Origin of the sequence: Novosphingobium rosa NBRC 15208, assembly GCF_001598555.1 — a bacterium.
In the GTDB taxonomy this organism is placed as follows: Bacteria; Pseudomonadota; Alphaproteobacteria; order Sphingomonadales; family Sphingomonadaceae; genus Novosphingobium; species Novosphingobium rosa.
The window spans coordinates 32,476-46,753 of the sequence record NZ_BCZE01000003.1 but is presented as its reverse complement, the minus strand read 5'-3'; the positions used below and the strand labels follow the sequence as shown (position 1 = coordinate 46,753).

10 protein-coding genes are annotated in these 14,278 nt (G+C 66.6%); 2 read left to right on the top strand and 8 right to left on the bottom strand.

Annotation, left to right across the window (positions count from 1 at the left end):
• Positions 1 to 49 precede the first annotated feature (49 nt).
• The 7 genes from SR3_RS01615 to SR3_RS01585 all read right to left on the bottom strand — a co-directional run bounded on the left by SR3_RS01615 (position 50) and on the right by SR3_RS01585 (position 9,634).
• Positions 50 to 781: a DUF3142 domain-containing protein gene (locus SR3_RS01615; protein ID WP_245653704.1), complete on the bottom strand. Its 732-nt coding sequence runs from the start codon at positions 779 to 781 to the stop codon at positions 50 to 52.
• Positions 778 to 2,928, bottom strand: coding sequence for a hypothetical protein (locus tag SR3_RS01610; RefSeq protein ID WP_245653702.1), 2,151 nt, complete (start codon positions 2,926 to 2,928; stop codon positions 778 to 780). The genes SR3_RS01615 and SR3_RS01610 overlap by 4 nt, the downstream gene beginning before the upstream one ends.
• 90 nt (positions 2,929 to 3,018) lie before the next feature.
• Positions 3,019 to 3,318: a putative quinol monooxygenase gene (locus SR3_RS01605; protein ID WP_068079982.1), complete on the bottom strand. Its 300-nt coding sequence runs from the start codon at positions 3,316 to 3,318 to the stop codon at positions 3,019 to 3,021.
• Between the two features lie 67 nt (positions 3,319 to 3,385).
• A complete protein-coding gene (locus SR3_RS01600; RefSeq protein WP_068079980.1) occupies positions 3,386 to 4,120 on the bottom strand; it encodes a COG4705 family protein in 735 nt (244 codons plus the stop codon).
• Complete coding sequence (locus SR3_RS01595; RefSeq protein WP_068079978.1) at positions 4,117 to 7,173, bottom strand: efflux RND transporter permease subunit; 3,057 nt, start codon at positions 7,171 to 7,173, stop codon at positions 4,117 to 4,119. The genes SR3_RS01600 and SR3_RS01595 overlap by 4 nt, the downstream gene beginning before the upstream one ends.
• The gene (locus tag SR3_RS01590) at positions 7,170 to 8,189 is read right to left on the bottom strand and encodes an efflux RND transporter periplasmic adaptor subunit (RefSeq protein ID WP_068079977.1); all 1,020 of its coding nucleotides are present in this window, start codon (positions 8,187 to 8,189) and stop codon (positions 7,170 to 7,172) included. Before SR3_RS01590 ends, SR3_RS01595 begins: the two co-directional genes overlap by 4 nt.
• A gap of 77 nt (positions 8,190 to 8,266) precedes the next feature.
• Positions 8,267 to 9,634, bottom strand: a complete 1,368-nt coding sequence (locus SR3_RS01585; RefSeq protein WP_245653700.1) for a TolC family protein — start codon at positions 9,632 to 9,634, stop codon at positions 8,267 to 8,269.
• Positions 9,635 to 9,761: 127 nt separating this feature from the next.
• Between SR3_RS01585 and SR3_RS01580 the strand changes: the two genes are divergently transcribed.
• The gene (locus SR3_RS01580) at positions 9,762 to 10,442 is read left to right on the top strand and encodes a winged helix-turn-helix domain-containing protein (protein ID WP_068079973.1); all 681 of its coding nucleotides are present in this window, start codon (positions 9,762 to 9,764) and stop codon (positions 10,440 to 10,442) included.
• A 13-nt stretch (positions 10,443 to 10,455) separates the two neighbouring features.
• Complete coding sequence (locus SR3_RS01575; RefSeq protein ID WP_068079971.1) at positions 10,456 to 11,823, top strand: sensor histidine kinase; 1,368 nt, start codon at positions 10,456 to 10,458, stop codon at positions 11,821 to 11,823.
• A gap of 74 nt (positions 11,824 to 11,897) precedes the next feature.
• Here SR3_RS01575 and SR3_RS01570 read toward each other — a convergent pair whose 3' ends face one another.
• On the bottom strand, positions 11,898 to 14,261 hold the full coding sequence (locus tag SR3_RS01570) for a TonB-dependent receptor (protein ID WP_068079969.1): 2,364 nt from the start codon (positions 14,259 to 14,261) through the stop codon (positions 11,898 to 11,900).
• Positions 14,262 to 14,278 lie beyond the last annotated feature (17 nt).

Here is a 14,278-nt window from a genome sequence, read left to right as displayed (position 1 = left end):
ACGCTCCAACCTGCCTGAGGCCGGGCGACAGAGTTTGCCCGGCCTCTCTTTAACGGCTGGCCGGTTTCAGCAGAAACACCACATAGCCGCGAAATTGGGGATGGTGCGCCAGCATGGGTGGCGCTTGCCATGCGCCATGCTCCACCAGAGCGACGCGGAAGGGGATGGGGAAATGCTCCATCCTTCGGAAATAGTCTTCGTAACCGGGAATGGTGCTGCGGCCCTGATAGGTCTGGACCACCACCTCATCCACAATGCCCGCCAGAGAGGCCAGCGACGCAGGATCGCCATGCGCGCTCCAGTCCATCAGCCCGGTGACCGAGAGGCGGTATTCCTGAGGCAGGCGACGGCGCAGATCGCGCAGGAATTGGGCATAATGGCCGATGCCCTTGGTCGCCGCATCGAAATCCACCTGCAGGCCAATGACCGTGTTGCCCGCCTTCCGCCAGCTTCCCAGATCGCTCAGGATGGCGGCGCGCGTCGCCTCGTTCCAGTCCAGCCGGTCGGCGCGCACCACCAGCCACAGTGCCTGATCGGGCAGATGCGGCGTGCCCATGCGCAGCGCCTTCAGCCGGGGCGGGCCGCCTCGCCGCACCTCGCCGTCGAGCAGGTAGAACATGCGTGGATGCAGGCTCTCGGCAGGGCGCACCCCTGGCCAGAGATAGAAGGCATCATAGGCGGAAGCCTTAACTGGCGGCCCATCCGCGCTCTGCTGCCGATGACAGCCCGGCAGCAGGCAGAACGCCAGCAGCAGGGCGCTGGAAAAGCGCCTCGGTCTCACCAGTAATAGCGCAGGGATTTGGCCCATGTGCTGGCCGGATAGCGCTGCTTCAGCTCATTGTACCACGCCTTGCGCTGCTCCTTGGGCACCTCTGGCGGCAGTGAGTTCGTCGACACCGAGGCGCTGCACCCATTGTAGCCGGAGGGCGCATAGCACATCACCGCGCGATAGAGCGCATAGGCGCGTTCATCGGGCAGCGCCTTGGGATCGGCGATCACCGCCGCGTAAAGCTCTCCGCGCGACAACAGCCTGCCGGGGAAGCCTTCGGGCCCGCTGCCCAGCCCGGGGCGCTTGGGGTCAGGCCGGTACAGCGAGAAGCCATCAAAACCGTTCAGGCGATAGAACTCGCCAAGGCAAAGCTGCGCCTTGCGGTCCACCGGCGAACGGGCCAGCGCCGCCGCCGTCTGGCTCAGCGGCCCGCAGGCGATGTTGCCGTCCGCCCACTTGCCCTTGCTGAACAGCCCGACCGGGATCGTCTCCTGCATCGAGAAATTCCAGAGATGGTCCTCGGCGGAAGCATGGGCGGGCACCAGCGCCAGATCGCCGCCGAAATCGCCATAAGCGCCCTTGGCCAGATCCTTGTAGAGCAAGGTGAAGCGGGCGATATCGCGCTCATGCGCGGGCCGTGAGGCATCCTGCGCGCTGCCACGCAGGATCGCCGGAGTGGCCATGGTCTGCAGCAGGATTTCGCGCGTCATGCTGTCCGTGATGGGCGAGCCGGGCGCGAAGACCTGCGCCAGTTTCCCATCGCGCTGCCAGCGCAGCACCAGCCCCATCTGCACCAGCGGGCGCTGGTAGAAGGGGCTCGCGCCGGTCAGCAGCTCTTGCCAGAAACCGGCCTCATTGGGATCATGGGCCTTGGCCAGCGCCATGCCGCGCAGCATCTGGCGGCTGAAGGCGACGGGCGTGAAGCTTTTCGCCCGCGCCGCATCGGGCAGCATGGTGAGAATGCCCCGTGGATTGTCGCCGGCGTAAAAGGCGCGGGTCGCCTCCAGCAGTCCATAGAGATCGGGATGCTGGGCGAATTGCCCCTTCTGGGCCGCCAGTTGCCCGTCCGGCAACCCGCCCTTGGTGCTTGCCGTGCCATCATCAAAGCGGCGCATGCGCTTGAAATCGGCCACGGCCAGCAGCAGCGGCGCGTTGTTCAGCCTGTCGAGGATGGCATCGGCATTCTGGCGTTCGAACAGCTTGATGTCGATTTCTTCGGCGAGGTCCGCAGCGGCCTCGCTGTCGCCCGGCGTGGTGGCGAGCATCTGTTCATAGGTCTGGGCCAGACCCGCATCATCGCCGCCCAGCCACGCCACGCGGCGCAGCAATCCGGTCGCCGAGGCAGCATAGCGCCCCTGCGGCCAGGCCTTGAGATAGGTGGCAATCGCTTCACGCGCGGCAGCCACGCTGGCGGGATCGACCTTATCCGTCCCCGCGAAATCGCCATATTTGTCCACCGCCCCGGCGATGGCGGCGCGCAGCGCGATGCGGATCGGCATATAGGCGGCGGTTTCCGCGATCCACCGGCTTTTCGAGCGGGCCAGCGGGGCGAAGCCCTGCCGCGCTCCGGCCCAGTCGCTGCTGTAAAAGGCCTGGGAGGCTTTCAGATAGGCCAGATAATCTCGCCCCGCAGGGCTGGCGATGGAAGGGCCGTCCCATGCGACATCGCCGCAGCCCACTTTGGCGCGCCATTGACCCAAAGCCTTGCGCTCGGCCTCCGGCACGCCCTTGTCGGCGGCCAGCGCTTCATTGAAGGCGGGGACGGCGGTGGCGAAGGTCTGGCAGGAAGAGGCGGGCTGGGCATCCTCGGCAGGTTTGGCCTCTGGCGCAGGCCACAGGGCAGCCCGCAGCCCGCTCCATGAGAGCCAGGTCTGCCCGAATTGCCGTTCGTCGGAGGGGGTCGGGGCTGGGCCGCGCGGCGCGGTCTCGCTCAGGCTGCGCATCAGCCAGAGCATGTTGACGCGTGTATCGTTGCCCGGGCTCAGCATGGCCTGCCCGGCGCAGTCATAGGAGGCCAGACTCAGCCGCCAGTCCGGGTAGCAGGATGAATCGGCGCAGGCCCAGGCCACGCCCCCGGCCAGCAAGCCGGCGCCGGCCAGTGTCGCCGTGCCCCAGGCCAGTCGGCGCTTGCGCTCCAACAGCGCCAATCTCTTCATCATGCGATCCTGCCCCACCATCGGTCGAGATGAATTTCTGGCAGGTTTCTTACAAAAGCAAAAGAGATTGGCGCGCGTTTTACTGTTGATGCTTCAAGCGGTGATCGCCACAGGATCGAGCACAAAGGCGCCGCGCTCCGCCACATCACCGATCCGCGAGAGATAGTCCTGAAAATGCGGCGTGGCGCGATGAGACGTGACCGCCGCCTGATCGACATAGAGTTCATCCAGCACGAAACGCGCGGGATCGGCCTGATCCTGCCAGAGGTCGTAACGCAGATTGCCCGCCTCGGCCCGGCTGGGGGCGAGCATGCCGTCCAGCAGGGCCTTGAGGGCATCGAGCTTGCCGGGCAGGGCGGTCAACACGGCGACGATCTTGACGGGGTGAGGCATAAGGCTGCTTTCTCGAAGAGTTCGGTCAAACAGCTTCTGCCTTGTGCGGAGGCCCGGGTCCAGCCCGTCAGGCCGCCGGAGCCGCCGCAAGCGCACGCTGGCGCCGCGCCACCGCCAGCGTGCAAAGCACAAACGCCGCCCCGGTGAGCGCCGTGGAGAGCGGCAGGCCGATGTTCAGCATATCGTTCTCGGCCACCCAGTCGCCCATCGATGTGCCCGCGGTGCGGGCCACGGCCACCACCACCCAATAGAGCGTAAAGCGCAGCGGCTCGCCGATCTGCCAGAGCGCCACCAGCAGCAACAGCACCGCGCCCAGCCCCAGCGAGGCCAGCCCCTGGCCCACCGCATGCGAGCAGAAATCGCCCAACACCGTGCCGAAGATGCCCGCGCCCAGCATGGCGACCCAATAGGCCGCGCCGGTGCTGGGCATGGCCGAACCGTCCCCGCTCGCGGGCTTGCCCTTCAGAGACAGCGCCCCGAAACCCGCAATCAACACGGCCAGAGCAAAACACACCAACAGTTCGGGCCAGCGGATATGGTGGCGTTCATAATCGGCGATGTTGGTGGCGCCGGTGCGGATGATCACGATCACGAGCCAGTAATAGAGCAGGCGCGGCGCGGCATCGCGCTTTTCGGCCACAAAGACCACGGCGGCCAGCGCGGCCAGCACGGCCACGCCCGTCACGATGCCCAGCTTAAGCTCATGAGCATAGAGGTCGCCCATATTGGTGCCAAACAGGCTGGCCATGGTGATCGTCAGCCAATAGCGCAGGGATACGCGCGGCATATGCAAGGCGTTCATGAAGGTTCTCCCGATGAGGTGTTTGTTGTCGATTGGCCCAGCGCCAGCAGCAGCGGCAGCAGGCCCAGCACCAGCGGCGCGCCAATGGCGAGCCCGGCGATGATGGCAGTGGCGAGCGGCGCCTGAAGCCCGGCCCCCCGGCTGAGCCCCAGCGCCAGCGGCAGCAGGGTGAGAATGGCGATCAGCGCCGACATCACGATGGGCCGCAGCCGCGCCTGACCCGCCGCCAGCAGATCGGCCTTGGTTATGGCGCGCCCTTCAGGCAGTTCGGCCAGCAGGAAGATGGCCAGTTCGGTCATCATCCCGGCCACCATGGTCAGCCCCATCATCGCGGAAATGTCGAGCTGGGTGCCCGTCAGCCACAGGCCCATAAAGACCGCGCCGGTGGAGAGCAGCACCGTGGCCAGCACCGCCAGCGTGTAGCTCCAGCGCTCGAACATCAGCGTCAGCAGCAGGGCGCAGAGCAGCAGGGCGGCGATGAAGACCGTGGCCAGATCGTGGAAGGACTGCTGCTGCTGCGCGTAAAGCCCGCCGTAATCGACGCGCACGCCGGCAGGCAGATGCAGTCCTGCCACCGTAGAACGCACCTCGCTCATGGCCGAGCCCAGATCCTTGCCCTCCAGCCGCGCGGTCACCGCGATGAAGGGCGCCAGATTTTCGCGCGTGATCTGCCGCTGCCCGGCCAGAATGCCGACCTGAGCGATGCTGCCCAGGGCGGTCACCCGCCCATCGGCAGCGCGCAAGGTCAGCCGCGCCAAAGCATCGGCCCGCCCGCGCAGATCCTGAGGCAGACGCGCGCGCACATCGATCACCTGCTCATTGACCAGCAGATGGGTGGCGATCGTGCCATCGACCGCGCCGCCCAATTGCTGGGCCACCGCGTCGGGCGTCAGCCCCGCCATCGCCGCCTTGCCGGGATCGACGCGGATATCGATGGCGTCGCCCGCCACGCGCAGGCCATCCACCACCTCGACCACGCCGTCGATCTTGCCGATGGCCTGCGCCACCTGCTTTGCCGATCCGGCCAGCTCCTCGGCATTGTCGCCATAGAGCTTGACCTCGATGGGCTGGGGCACGGCGGTCAGGTCGCCGATCAGATCCTCCATCAGCTGCGCGGTCTCGATCTCAAGGCCGGGCACCTGCGTCTGGATCTTGCCGCGGATCTCGGCCATCACCTCGTCGATGGAGCGGCGGCTGCCGCCTTTCAGGCGAACGAAGAAATCGCCCTCATCGGCCTCGCTCAAGCCGCCACCCAATTGCGCGCCGGTGCGGCGCGAATAGCTGGCGACTTCCGGCGTCTGGCGGATGATCGTCTCCACCTCGCGCAGCAGATGATCGGTGTCGGAGAGGGCGACGCCGGGATGGGCCTTGTAGTCGATGATAAAGCCGCCCTCATCCATGGCGGGCATGAAGCCGCTGGGCAGATGCGCCCAGGCAAGCGCGCCACCCGCCACCAGCAGCGTGGCCACCAGCCCCGCCACCAGCGCGGGCCGTGCCATGGCCCTGCTGCCAAGGCGCAGATAGCCACGCCCCAGCGCATCGGTCATGCGACCCGCGCGGTCGGCGGCGTGAGCGTCCTTCAAGGTCAGCCAGCGGTCGGCCAGCAGGGGCAGGGCATAGCGCGCATAGATCAGCGAGACGCCCAGCGCGGCCACCATGGTGACGGCCAGCGCCTGAAAGAACCCGCCGGTCACGCCCGAGATAAAGCCCAGCGGCAGGAAGACCACCACCGTCGCCATGGTGGAGCCCAGCAGGGGCCGCCCCATCTCGCGCGCGGCCTCCAGCATGGAGGGGCGCCCGGAAACATTGTGCGCCTCGCCCTCGGCCTCTTGCAGGCGGCGCATCAGATGCTCCAGCATCACCACCGCGTCATCGACCACAAGGCCGACCGCGGCGGCCATGCCGCCCAGCGTCATCATGTTGAAGCTCATGCCAAGGCACAGCAGCGCCAGACAGCTGGCGGCCAGCACGGCGGGCAGCAGCAGCGCCGTCATCACCATCAGCCGCCATGAGCGCAGGAACAGGAACAGCACCACGCCCGCCAGCACCGCGCCCAGCAGAATGGCATCGCGCACGGCATTGGCGGCGCCGGTCACCAGTTCGGACTGGTCGTAGAAGGTGGAGACCTGCACATCGGCGGGCAGACCGGCGGCCTTCATCCGCTCTTCCACCTGCTGCACCAGTTTCACCGCATCGGCATTGGGCGTCTGGCGGATGTTGACCAGCACGGCCTGCGTGCCATTGGCCGTCACCCGCGTCCACACCGGGGCGGGGGCGCGGCGGATGGTGGCGATCTGGCCCAGCGTGACCACGCCGGATGCGGCCTTCACCGGAATGGCGGCCAGCTCTGCCTCGCTGGAAATCTTGTTGTCGACCAGCGCCAGATAGAGGCGGTGGCGGTCCTCGATCCGTCCGGCGGCGGCCACCGTGTTGGCGGCGGTGACGGCGCTGGCGACATCGCTCATCGTCAGGCCCAGCGCGGTGAGGCGCGCGGGATCGGGTTCGACCTCGACTTCGGGGGCCGCGCCGCCCAGCACGTCCACGCCGGCGACGCCGGGCACCGAGGCGAGCAGTGGGCGCAGCCGCAGTCTGGCCAGTTGCGCCAGCGCCACCCCGTCCATCTTGCGCGAGGTGAGCGAGAGGCCCATCACCGGGAAGATCGTCGGGTCGGAACGGCGCACGCGGAAGCGGGTGCCTGCGGGCAGATCGGGCTGGATCGTGGCCAGCGCGCCTTGCGTTGCCAGCAGCGCGGCGGGCATATCCTGCCCCCAGCCAAAGCCCAGAGCGATCTCGGCGCCGCCCCGGCTGGTGGTGGAGCGCAAGGTGGTGACGCCGGGGATTTCACGCAGCGCCACTTCGGCGGGGCGGGTGGTGTCCGCGGCCATTTGCGCGGCATCGCGCTCGCCCGCGTCGATGGAGACGACGATGCGCGGGTAGTCGATATGCGGGAACAGCGCGACGGGCAGCTTCAGCGCCGCCGCCAGCCCGGCCAGCGTGACCAGCATCGCCGCCAGCCAGATCGAGCGGCGATGGGTTTCCATCCAGCTGCTCATTGTTCACGGACCTTCATGCCGTCATCAAGGCCCGAGGCGCCCTCGATCACCAGCCGGTCGCCCGGCGCTAGCCCCTTGATGATCTGGATGGTCTCGCCCGAGGAATTGCCCGGCAATACATCCTGCCGATGCGCTTGCCCGCCGCGCACGACGAAAACATAGCTCTTGCCGCCATCGTCGAGCAGCGCCGCATAGGGAATGCTGACGCCTTGTTCGGCATGGCCAAGCCCCAGCGCGGCTGTGATCGTCTGACCAGACACCAGCGCAAGGCCCGCAGGAACGCGTGCATAGAGCGAGATTTGATGGGTGGCCGGATCGGGCTGGCTGTCCACGCCGCTGACGGTGAGACCGGCCCTGGGATTGGCAAGGCTGAGCGTCTGGCCGGGATGGATCTGGCGGGCCAGCGCGGGGTCGACGCCAAAGCGCGCCTGAAGATCATGCCCGGTGGCCACGCTGGCCAGCAGGGCGCCCGCCGCAAGCTGGTCGCCCGCGCGTGCGGTGAGCTTTTGCACCACACCTGCATGCGGTGCGCGCAGGGTTAGGCCGCCCGTGCCCATGCCGAAACGCGCCAGTGCAGCCTGGGCAGCTTGCGCAGCGGCGCGCGCGGTTTCCACATCGGCATCGCTGACCAGCCCCTGGGCACGCAGCCTTTGCGCGCGCTGATAGGCGGCCCCGCTGGCGGCGGCATCGCTGGAGGCCTTGGCCAGATCGCCCGCGCTCGCCCGGCTGGGCTTGAGCACGACGATGGCCTGACCCGCCGCAACCTGGGTGCCATTGGGGGCGAGAATGTGTTCGACCACGGCTTCCGCGGGGGTGACGAGCGAGAACTCGCCGCCCGGGCCGGGTTCCACCGTGCCATAGATCGGGGTCTGGGCGCCGATAGCCCCCATGCCTGCAACAGCGGTGCGCACGGCGGCGGTGGGGTCTTCCTTTTTGGCGCCTGCCTCGTCATCGGCAGCGGCGCCTCCGCAGGCAGCCAGCAGGGCCAGCGGGATAAGGGCGAAAATCTGTTTCATGCTTGCCAACCTTGGCTAGAGCGTTTTCGAACCGGGTATTTCACCCGGCGGCTCGGAAAACGCGGTAAAACAAAATCTTATTGCAGCTTGTCCGATGCTGTCGGGCCGGTTGCCATAAGCCCGCCCGACAGCAGTTCGAGGGCGATGGTCTGTTCGGCGATCTGTTGGTCGATCTGCGCCAGCGCCATCTGGCGGTCGCGCAGGCTCTGCAGGGCCGTCAGCGCGGTGGCGCGGGCCAGGTCGCCATGGCTGGCGGCCAGCTGCGAGCTTTGCGCGAAAGCCGCGATGGCGGGCATGCGGCCCAGCAGATCGGCCTTCTGGCGGCGCAGATTGGCCAGCGAACGCACGGCGGCGGTGATCTCGGCGCGGGTCTGGAACTGGCGCGCTTCGTACTCGGCCTGAAGCTGGGCGCGGGTGGCCTTGGCGATGGCGATGCCGCCGCGATTGCGGTTCCACGCCGGCAGGGTGAAGCCCACGGATGGCCCCAGCGTGGTGTTGGCGCTGGTGTCGCGCGATGCGCTCATGCTGATGGACAGGTTGGGAAACTGGTCCAGCACGGCCTTGTGAACGCTGGCCTCGGCGCTGTCGTAACCGGCGCGCAGGGCGGCCAGATCGAGGCGTTGCTCCAGAGCCTTGGCCACTAGCGCATCGGCATCGGGGGCGGGGCGGGGATCACTCACCGCAGCCAGCTTCAGCACCAGATGCGGCGGCAGGCCGAGCAGGCGGTTGAGCTCTCCGCGCGCGGTCAGCAGATCGCCTTGCACGGCGCGCAGCTTGGCGCCCGCATCCAGCGCGGCCTGACGCCGCGTATCGACATCCGCGCCGCCCAGATCGCCGCGCGATGCGGCCTGCATGGCGCTGGTCAGCAGCGCTTCGGCGGATTGGGCGCTTTGTTCTGCAAGCCCCAGCTGCGTTTCCAGCGCGGCGATCCGCACGCCTTGCAGCCGGGCCTGACCTGCCACCTGCCATTCGGCCCAGGCCAGATCGAGCCGCACCTGCCTTTTGCTCGCCTCGCCTTGTTGGCGGATCACGCGGGCGCTGCGCAACTGGCTGAGGTCCAGCGCGAATTGCGTGCCATAGGCGTTATAGGGGTCGGGGCCGGCGATCAGCTTGTCGATGCTGCCCTGCACTTGTGGGTCGGGCAGCAATCTTGCGGCAAAGGCCTGCGCATCGGTGACGCCCACCGCCACGCGCTGGGCCTTGATATCGGGATTTTCCAGCAGAGCGATCAGCGCCAGCGCATCGGGAGTGAGGGGAGCCTCCAGATCGATGCTCTGCGCGCTCAAATAGGGGCGCTTCAGCGCCGCCGCATCGGCGCAGAGCACCGCGCGGTCGGGATCGGCCAGTACGGCGTTGGCCTTGCGCAGCGGCGCTGGATGATAGCTGGCGCAGGCGGAGGGCAGCAGGGCCAGCCCGGCCAAAACCAGCAAAGGATATCGTGACACGGGTTTTCCTTTCGGGCGCCTTATGGCGGGCGCCACATTGCCTGCCAGTTGGGGCAACATTGGGAATCGCCAACTTGCGCGGAACAGGGCACAAGAGGCATGGGCACAGGCCTGCAAAGAGGCCCTCATGAAACTGCTGCTGCTGGAAGATGATGATGCCACCCGCACCCAGGCCGCGCGCCAGCTGGCCGCCGCGGGCCATGTGGTGGAGGAGTGCAGCAATGGCCCCGACGCGATCTTTCTGGCGACCCAGGGCGATTACGGCGTGCTGATCCTGGATCGCATGGTGCCGGGGATCGACGGGCTTTCGGTGCTGAAAGCCTTGCGCGCGGCGGGGGTGCGCACGCCCGCTCTGCTGCTCACCGCGATGGATGGCATCGATGACCGGGTGGAGGGGCTGGAAGCGGGCGCTGATGATTATCTGGTCAAGCCTTTCGCCTCTGCCGAACTGCTGGCCCGCGTGACGGCGCTGTCTCGCCGCCCGCCGATCGCGCAGGAGCTGGTGGTCAGCACCATCGGCGATCTCACGCTGGACCGGGTGAAGCGCACCGTCACCCGCGCGGGCAAGCGCATCGATCTGCAGGCGCAGGAGTTCAAGCTGCTCGATTACTTGATGCGCCATGAGGGCAAGGTGGTCACCCGCGCCATGCTGCTGGAAAACGTGTGGTCCTTCCATTTCGACCCGCGCACCAATGTGATCGAAAGCCATATGAGCCGGTTGCGCGCCAAGGTGGATCGCGGCTTCGGTCAGGAATTGATCCAGACCGTGCGCGGCGCGGGCTATCGTATCGACGATCTTGCACGATGACGGGCTGGCGCTGATGGGATTAGGCCGCAGGTTTCGCCCTTTCAACAGCGCGGCCTTCCGCTTTGCGCTGATCATTGCCGGGGTTTTCGCGCTGGCCTCCATGCTGCTATTGGGCATGGTGCGGCATCAGGTCGGCCATTACGCGCATGAGGCCATGGCCGGATCGCTGACCGCCGAAACCCGCACGCTGCTGGCCCACAAGACCGATCTGGCCGAGGAAATCCGCCGCCGCATCGGCGCGGACAGCGGGGGCACATTTTCCTATCTGCTGCTCGATCCGCAAGGGCGGCAGGTGGCGGGGACCATTTCGCCGACCGCTGCCCATGCCGGATGGGGCAAGGTGACGATGCTCGAGCGCGGGCCTCTGGCGCGCCGCGTGGCCGAGCCTGAAGAGCTGCACATGCTGGGCACGCGGCTGAGCGACGGATCGCTGCTGGTGGTGGCCACCGACGCTTTCGACATCGACAAATTGAGCGGCCATATGGCGCGCTTCACCAAGCTGTGGGCGATCAGCGTGACGGTGCTGGCGCTGCTGGGCGGCTGGGTGGCGGGGTGGTTTTTCCTCGCGCGGCTCGCGGACGCCAATGTCGCCATCGCCCGCATCATGGCCGGTCGCACCGAGCAGCGCCTGCCGATGATCGGCTTCGCGCCCGAACTGGACGATCTGGCCCGCAACCTCAACCGCATGCTGGACCGGATCGACGGGCTGATGGCCGGGTTGCGTCAGGTCTCCACCGATGTGGCGCATGATCTGCGCACGCCGCTCACCCGCCTGCGCCAGCATCTGGAAGGTCTGCAGGAAGAGGCGCGCGGCAAGCCCGGTATCGAAGCCGGGCTGGAAGATGCGCTGGCCCAGACCGATCAGGTGCTGGGCACCTTCCGCGCGATCCTGCGTCTGGCGCAGGTCGAGGGCGGAGGCAGCCGCGCGCCTTTCGCCTCGGTCGATCTGGGGCGGCTGGCCTGCGCGCTGGTGGAAACCTATGAGCCGGTCGCCAGTGACAGCGATCATACGCTGGTCGCCCGGATCGGCGCGGATCGGGCCATGGTGCTGGGTGATGGCGATCTGCTGGCCCAATTTCTGGCCAATGTGATCGAGAACGCCATCATCCACACCCCCGCCGGAACGCAGGTGAGCGTGGCAGTGAGCGTTCAGGGCCCGCGCGTGGCCCTGAGCATCGCGGACAATGGCCCCGGCGTCTCGTCGGAGCAGCGCCCTCATCTGGTGCGGCGTTTCTATCAGGCCGATCCCAGCCGCAGCGCGGGCAGCGCAGGGCTTGGTTTGGCCATGGCTCATGCGATTGCCCATCTGCATGGTGTCGAACTGGAGATCGGCGATGCCCGGCCCGGTCTCAAGGTCAGCGTGACATTTCCCCTGGCCTGATCCGCGCCCAACAAAAGGGCCGGGATCGCTCCCGGCCCTTCCATCCGCCGCAAGGGCACTGGCGGACAGGATGATCAGATCCGGACCTTGAGCGAGGCCTGATAGCTGCGCCGCGTCTGGAAGATGTACTGCGTGGCGTCTCCGCTGCCCGAGCGGGCCACGATCGGCGTGGTGTTGAACAGGTTGTTGATGGTGATGCCCGCCGTCAGATTGCGCCAGCGATAGCTGCCCGACAGCACGCCGAAGCTGTAGGGCGCGATGCGGATCGTGTTGGCCGCATCGGCCCACTGGCGGCCGGTGAACTTGTGCAGATAGCTCAGCTTGAAGGGGCCGTCGCCGAAGATCAGGCCGGTCATGGCGGTGTAGTTGGGCGCCTTGGTCAGCCACAGATGGGTGACGTCATCCAGCGAGGACATCACCGTGCCGTTGACGATGCCGGTCAGCCCCTTGGCCAGCACATAGCTGACCTGACCTTCAAGGCCCTTGTAGGTGGCCGGATTGGCGCTGATGGTCACCAGATTGGTGGTGGGGTCCATCGTCGTCGAGTTGCTGGCCTGGATGTAATAGCCATCGGCGTCGATGTTCAGACGGTCACGCGCGAAGACGAAACCGGCCTGATAGTTGGTGGTCTTGGTGGGCTGCGGGTTCAGCGGCACGGCGGCGTTGCTGGACCCGGCGGTTTCGAGGCTGGCCGAGAGCGAGGGGATGATAAAGCCCTTGGCATATTGGAAATAGGTCGAGAAATCAGGCCTGATCAGGAAGTTGGCCGTCGCATAGGGCAGCACGGGCTTGTAGCTCTGCTGGGCGGCGATGCCCTGACGGCTGCTCTGCGCGGCGACCGGCGTGTTGATCTTGCGGGTGAAGTCCATGGCCTTCACGCCCGGGGTCAGGGTCAAGCGGTCGTCGAACAGCTTGAAGGCATATTCGGCAAAGCCCTGGATCTGGTCCCAGCTCGTGTATTCTTCATACTTGATGTAGGCCGGAACATACTGGCCGTTCAGCATGACGTTGGCGGCCTTGTCGGTTTCCTTGTAGTTGTAGTTGGAACCGTTGTTCATGATGCTGAAATCGAAGCTGTAATTGCTGATCCCGCCCGCGCGGCTGGCGGTGGTGAAATCATAATCCCAGCGATAGCGGTGCGACTGCGAATGCTCGTACCAGAAGCCGCCCTTCAGGATGCCCAGCGCGTTCTTCCAGCTCACTGTGAAGATGTCGCCCGTGTTGCGATACTGGTTGACCTTCGTATAGCCGGGGATGTCACCCGCGATGGTCTTGCCGCCACCGCCGCCAGCGCCGGTGCCGATGGCCTTCACGTTGGAATAGCCGGTGCCGCTGCACTGATCCAGCGTGGAGAGCGTGGTGCAGGGCGTGGTGGCGTCTTCGGTGGACAGGGTGAAGTTCTTGTAGAAGTAGGTGTAGGCCTTGTTGTCGATGGTGATGTTGGGGGCCACATCCCACTGCAGGCGCGCGATTTCGAAATCGGTGGTCTTGATCGCCCAGTTCCAGTCGGACCGGGCGTTCGTCCAGCCCGAGCCATTGGCCTGAGCCGGGCTGATCGCGCCGTAATTCTTGCCATAGGCCGCCATCTGCGCCGCCGTGACGCCGCCGGCGGCGTCCGAGGAGTGGAAGGGGCTCTTGTTGAAGCTGGACAGCACCGAGAACTTGGCGTTGTTGCCGATGGGCAGTTCGGCCTTCACGAAGCCGTTGACCCACGAGCCGCCCTGGTTGGTCAGCGCGCCGTCGGTCTGCTTGTATTCGGCAATGCCGAGGATTTTCAGGCCGCCCAGCTTGTCGATGCGGCCCGAGTTGACGGTGAAGCGGTCCATGAAGGTGTTGAAGCTGCCATAGACGAACTGGTCCTCGATGAAGAACTTGTCCGACAGTTCGCGGCTGACGATATGGACCTGACCGCCATAGCTGGCCTGCCCCAGATCGGTGGCGCCACCCGGACCGCGATCGACGATGATGCGCTCATAGGTGCCGTTGGGGAAGTAGGAGGTCGAGTGGTGCGTGGGATCGTTGGAGTCGCCGAAGGGCACGCCGTCATAGGTGATGTTGTACTGGCCGTCCTGGAAGCCGCGCAGCACGATCTTGCTGTCGGCCAGACCCACGCCATTGCCGCTGCTGGGCGTGAGCGAGGCGCCGGGGGTCAGCATCACCACCTGCGAGATGTCCGCCGTGGGCGCGACCGAATTCTCGATGATCGAGCGCGAGACGATCGCCTGCGGCTCGAAGGTGTGGACCGAGGCGGTGATCGGCGTGCTCTCGTTCACCTTGGTGGCGGTGACGAGAATGTCGTCGGTGTTGCGGATCTGATCGTCAGTGGGATCTCCGGCGGCGGGCGCAGCTGGAGCGGTGGCGGCATGGGCCGTGCCGGCAAGGCTGAGCGTAAAGGCGCAGGCACTCAGCAGCAGAGCGCGGCGATAGGACGTGGTCATCAAGGTATCCCCCGGAT

Bases quoted from the DNA above. Each gene is read 5' to 3' on its own strand.
- SR3_RS01610 (WP_245653702.1), bottom strand. From the start codon at position 2,928: ATGATGAAGAGATTGGCGCTGTTGGAGCGCAAGCGCCGACTGGCCTGG.
- SR3_RS01605 (WP_068079982.1), bottom strand. From the start codon at position 3,318: ATGCCTCACCCCGTCAAGATCGTCGCCGTGTTGACCGCCCTGCCCGGC.
- SR3_RS01600 (WP_068079980.1), bottom strand. From the start codon at position 4,120: ATGAACGCCTTGCATATGCCGCGCGTATCCCTGCGCTATTGGCTGACG.
- SR3_RS01595 (WP_068079978.1), bottom strand. From the start codon at position 7,173: ATGAGCAGCTGGATGGAAACCCATCGCCGCTCGATCTGGCTGGCGGCG.
- SR3_RS01590 (WP_068079977.1), bottom strand. From the start codon at position 8,189: ATGAAACAGATTTTCGCCCTTATCCCGCTGGCCCTGCTGGCTGCCTGC.
- SR3_RS01580 (WP_068079973.1), top strand. From the start codon at position 9,762: ATGAAACTGCTGCTGCTGGAAGATGATGATGCCACCCGCACCCAGGCC.
- SR3_RS01575 (WP_068079971.1), top strand. From the start codon at position 10,456: ATGGGATTAGGCCGCAGGTTTCGCCCTTTCAACAGCGCGGCCTTCCGC.
- SR3_RS01570 (WP_068079969.1), bottom strand. From the start codon at position 14,261: ATGACCACGTCCTATCGCCGCGCTCTGCTGCTGAGTGCCTGCGCCTTT.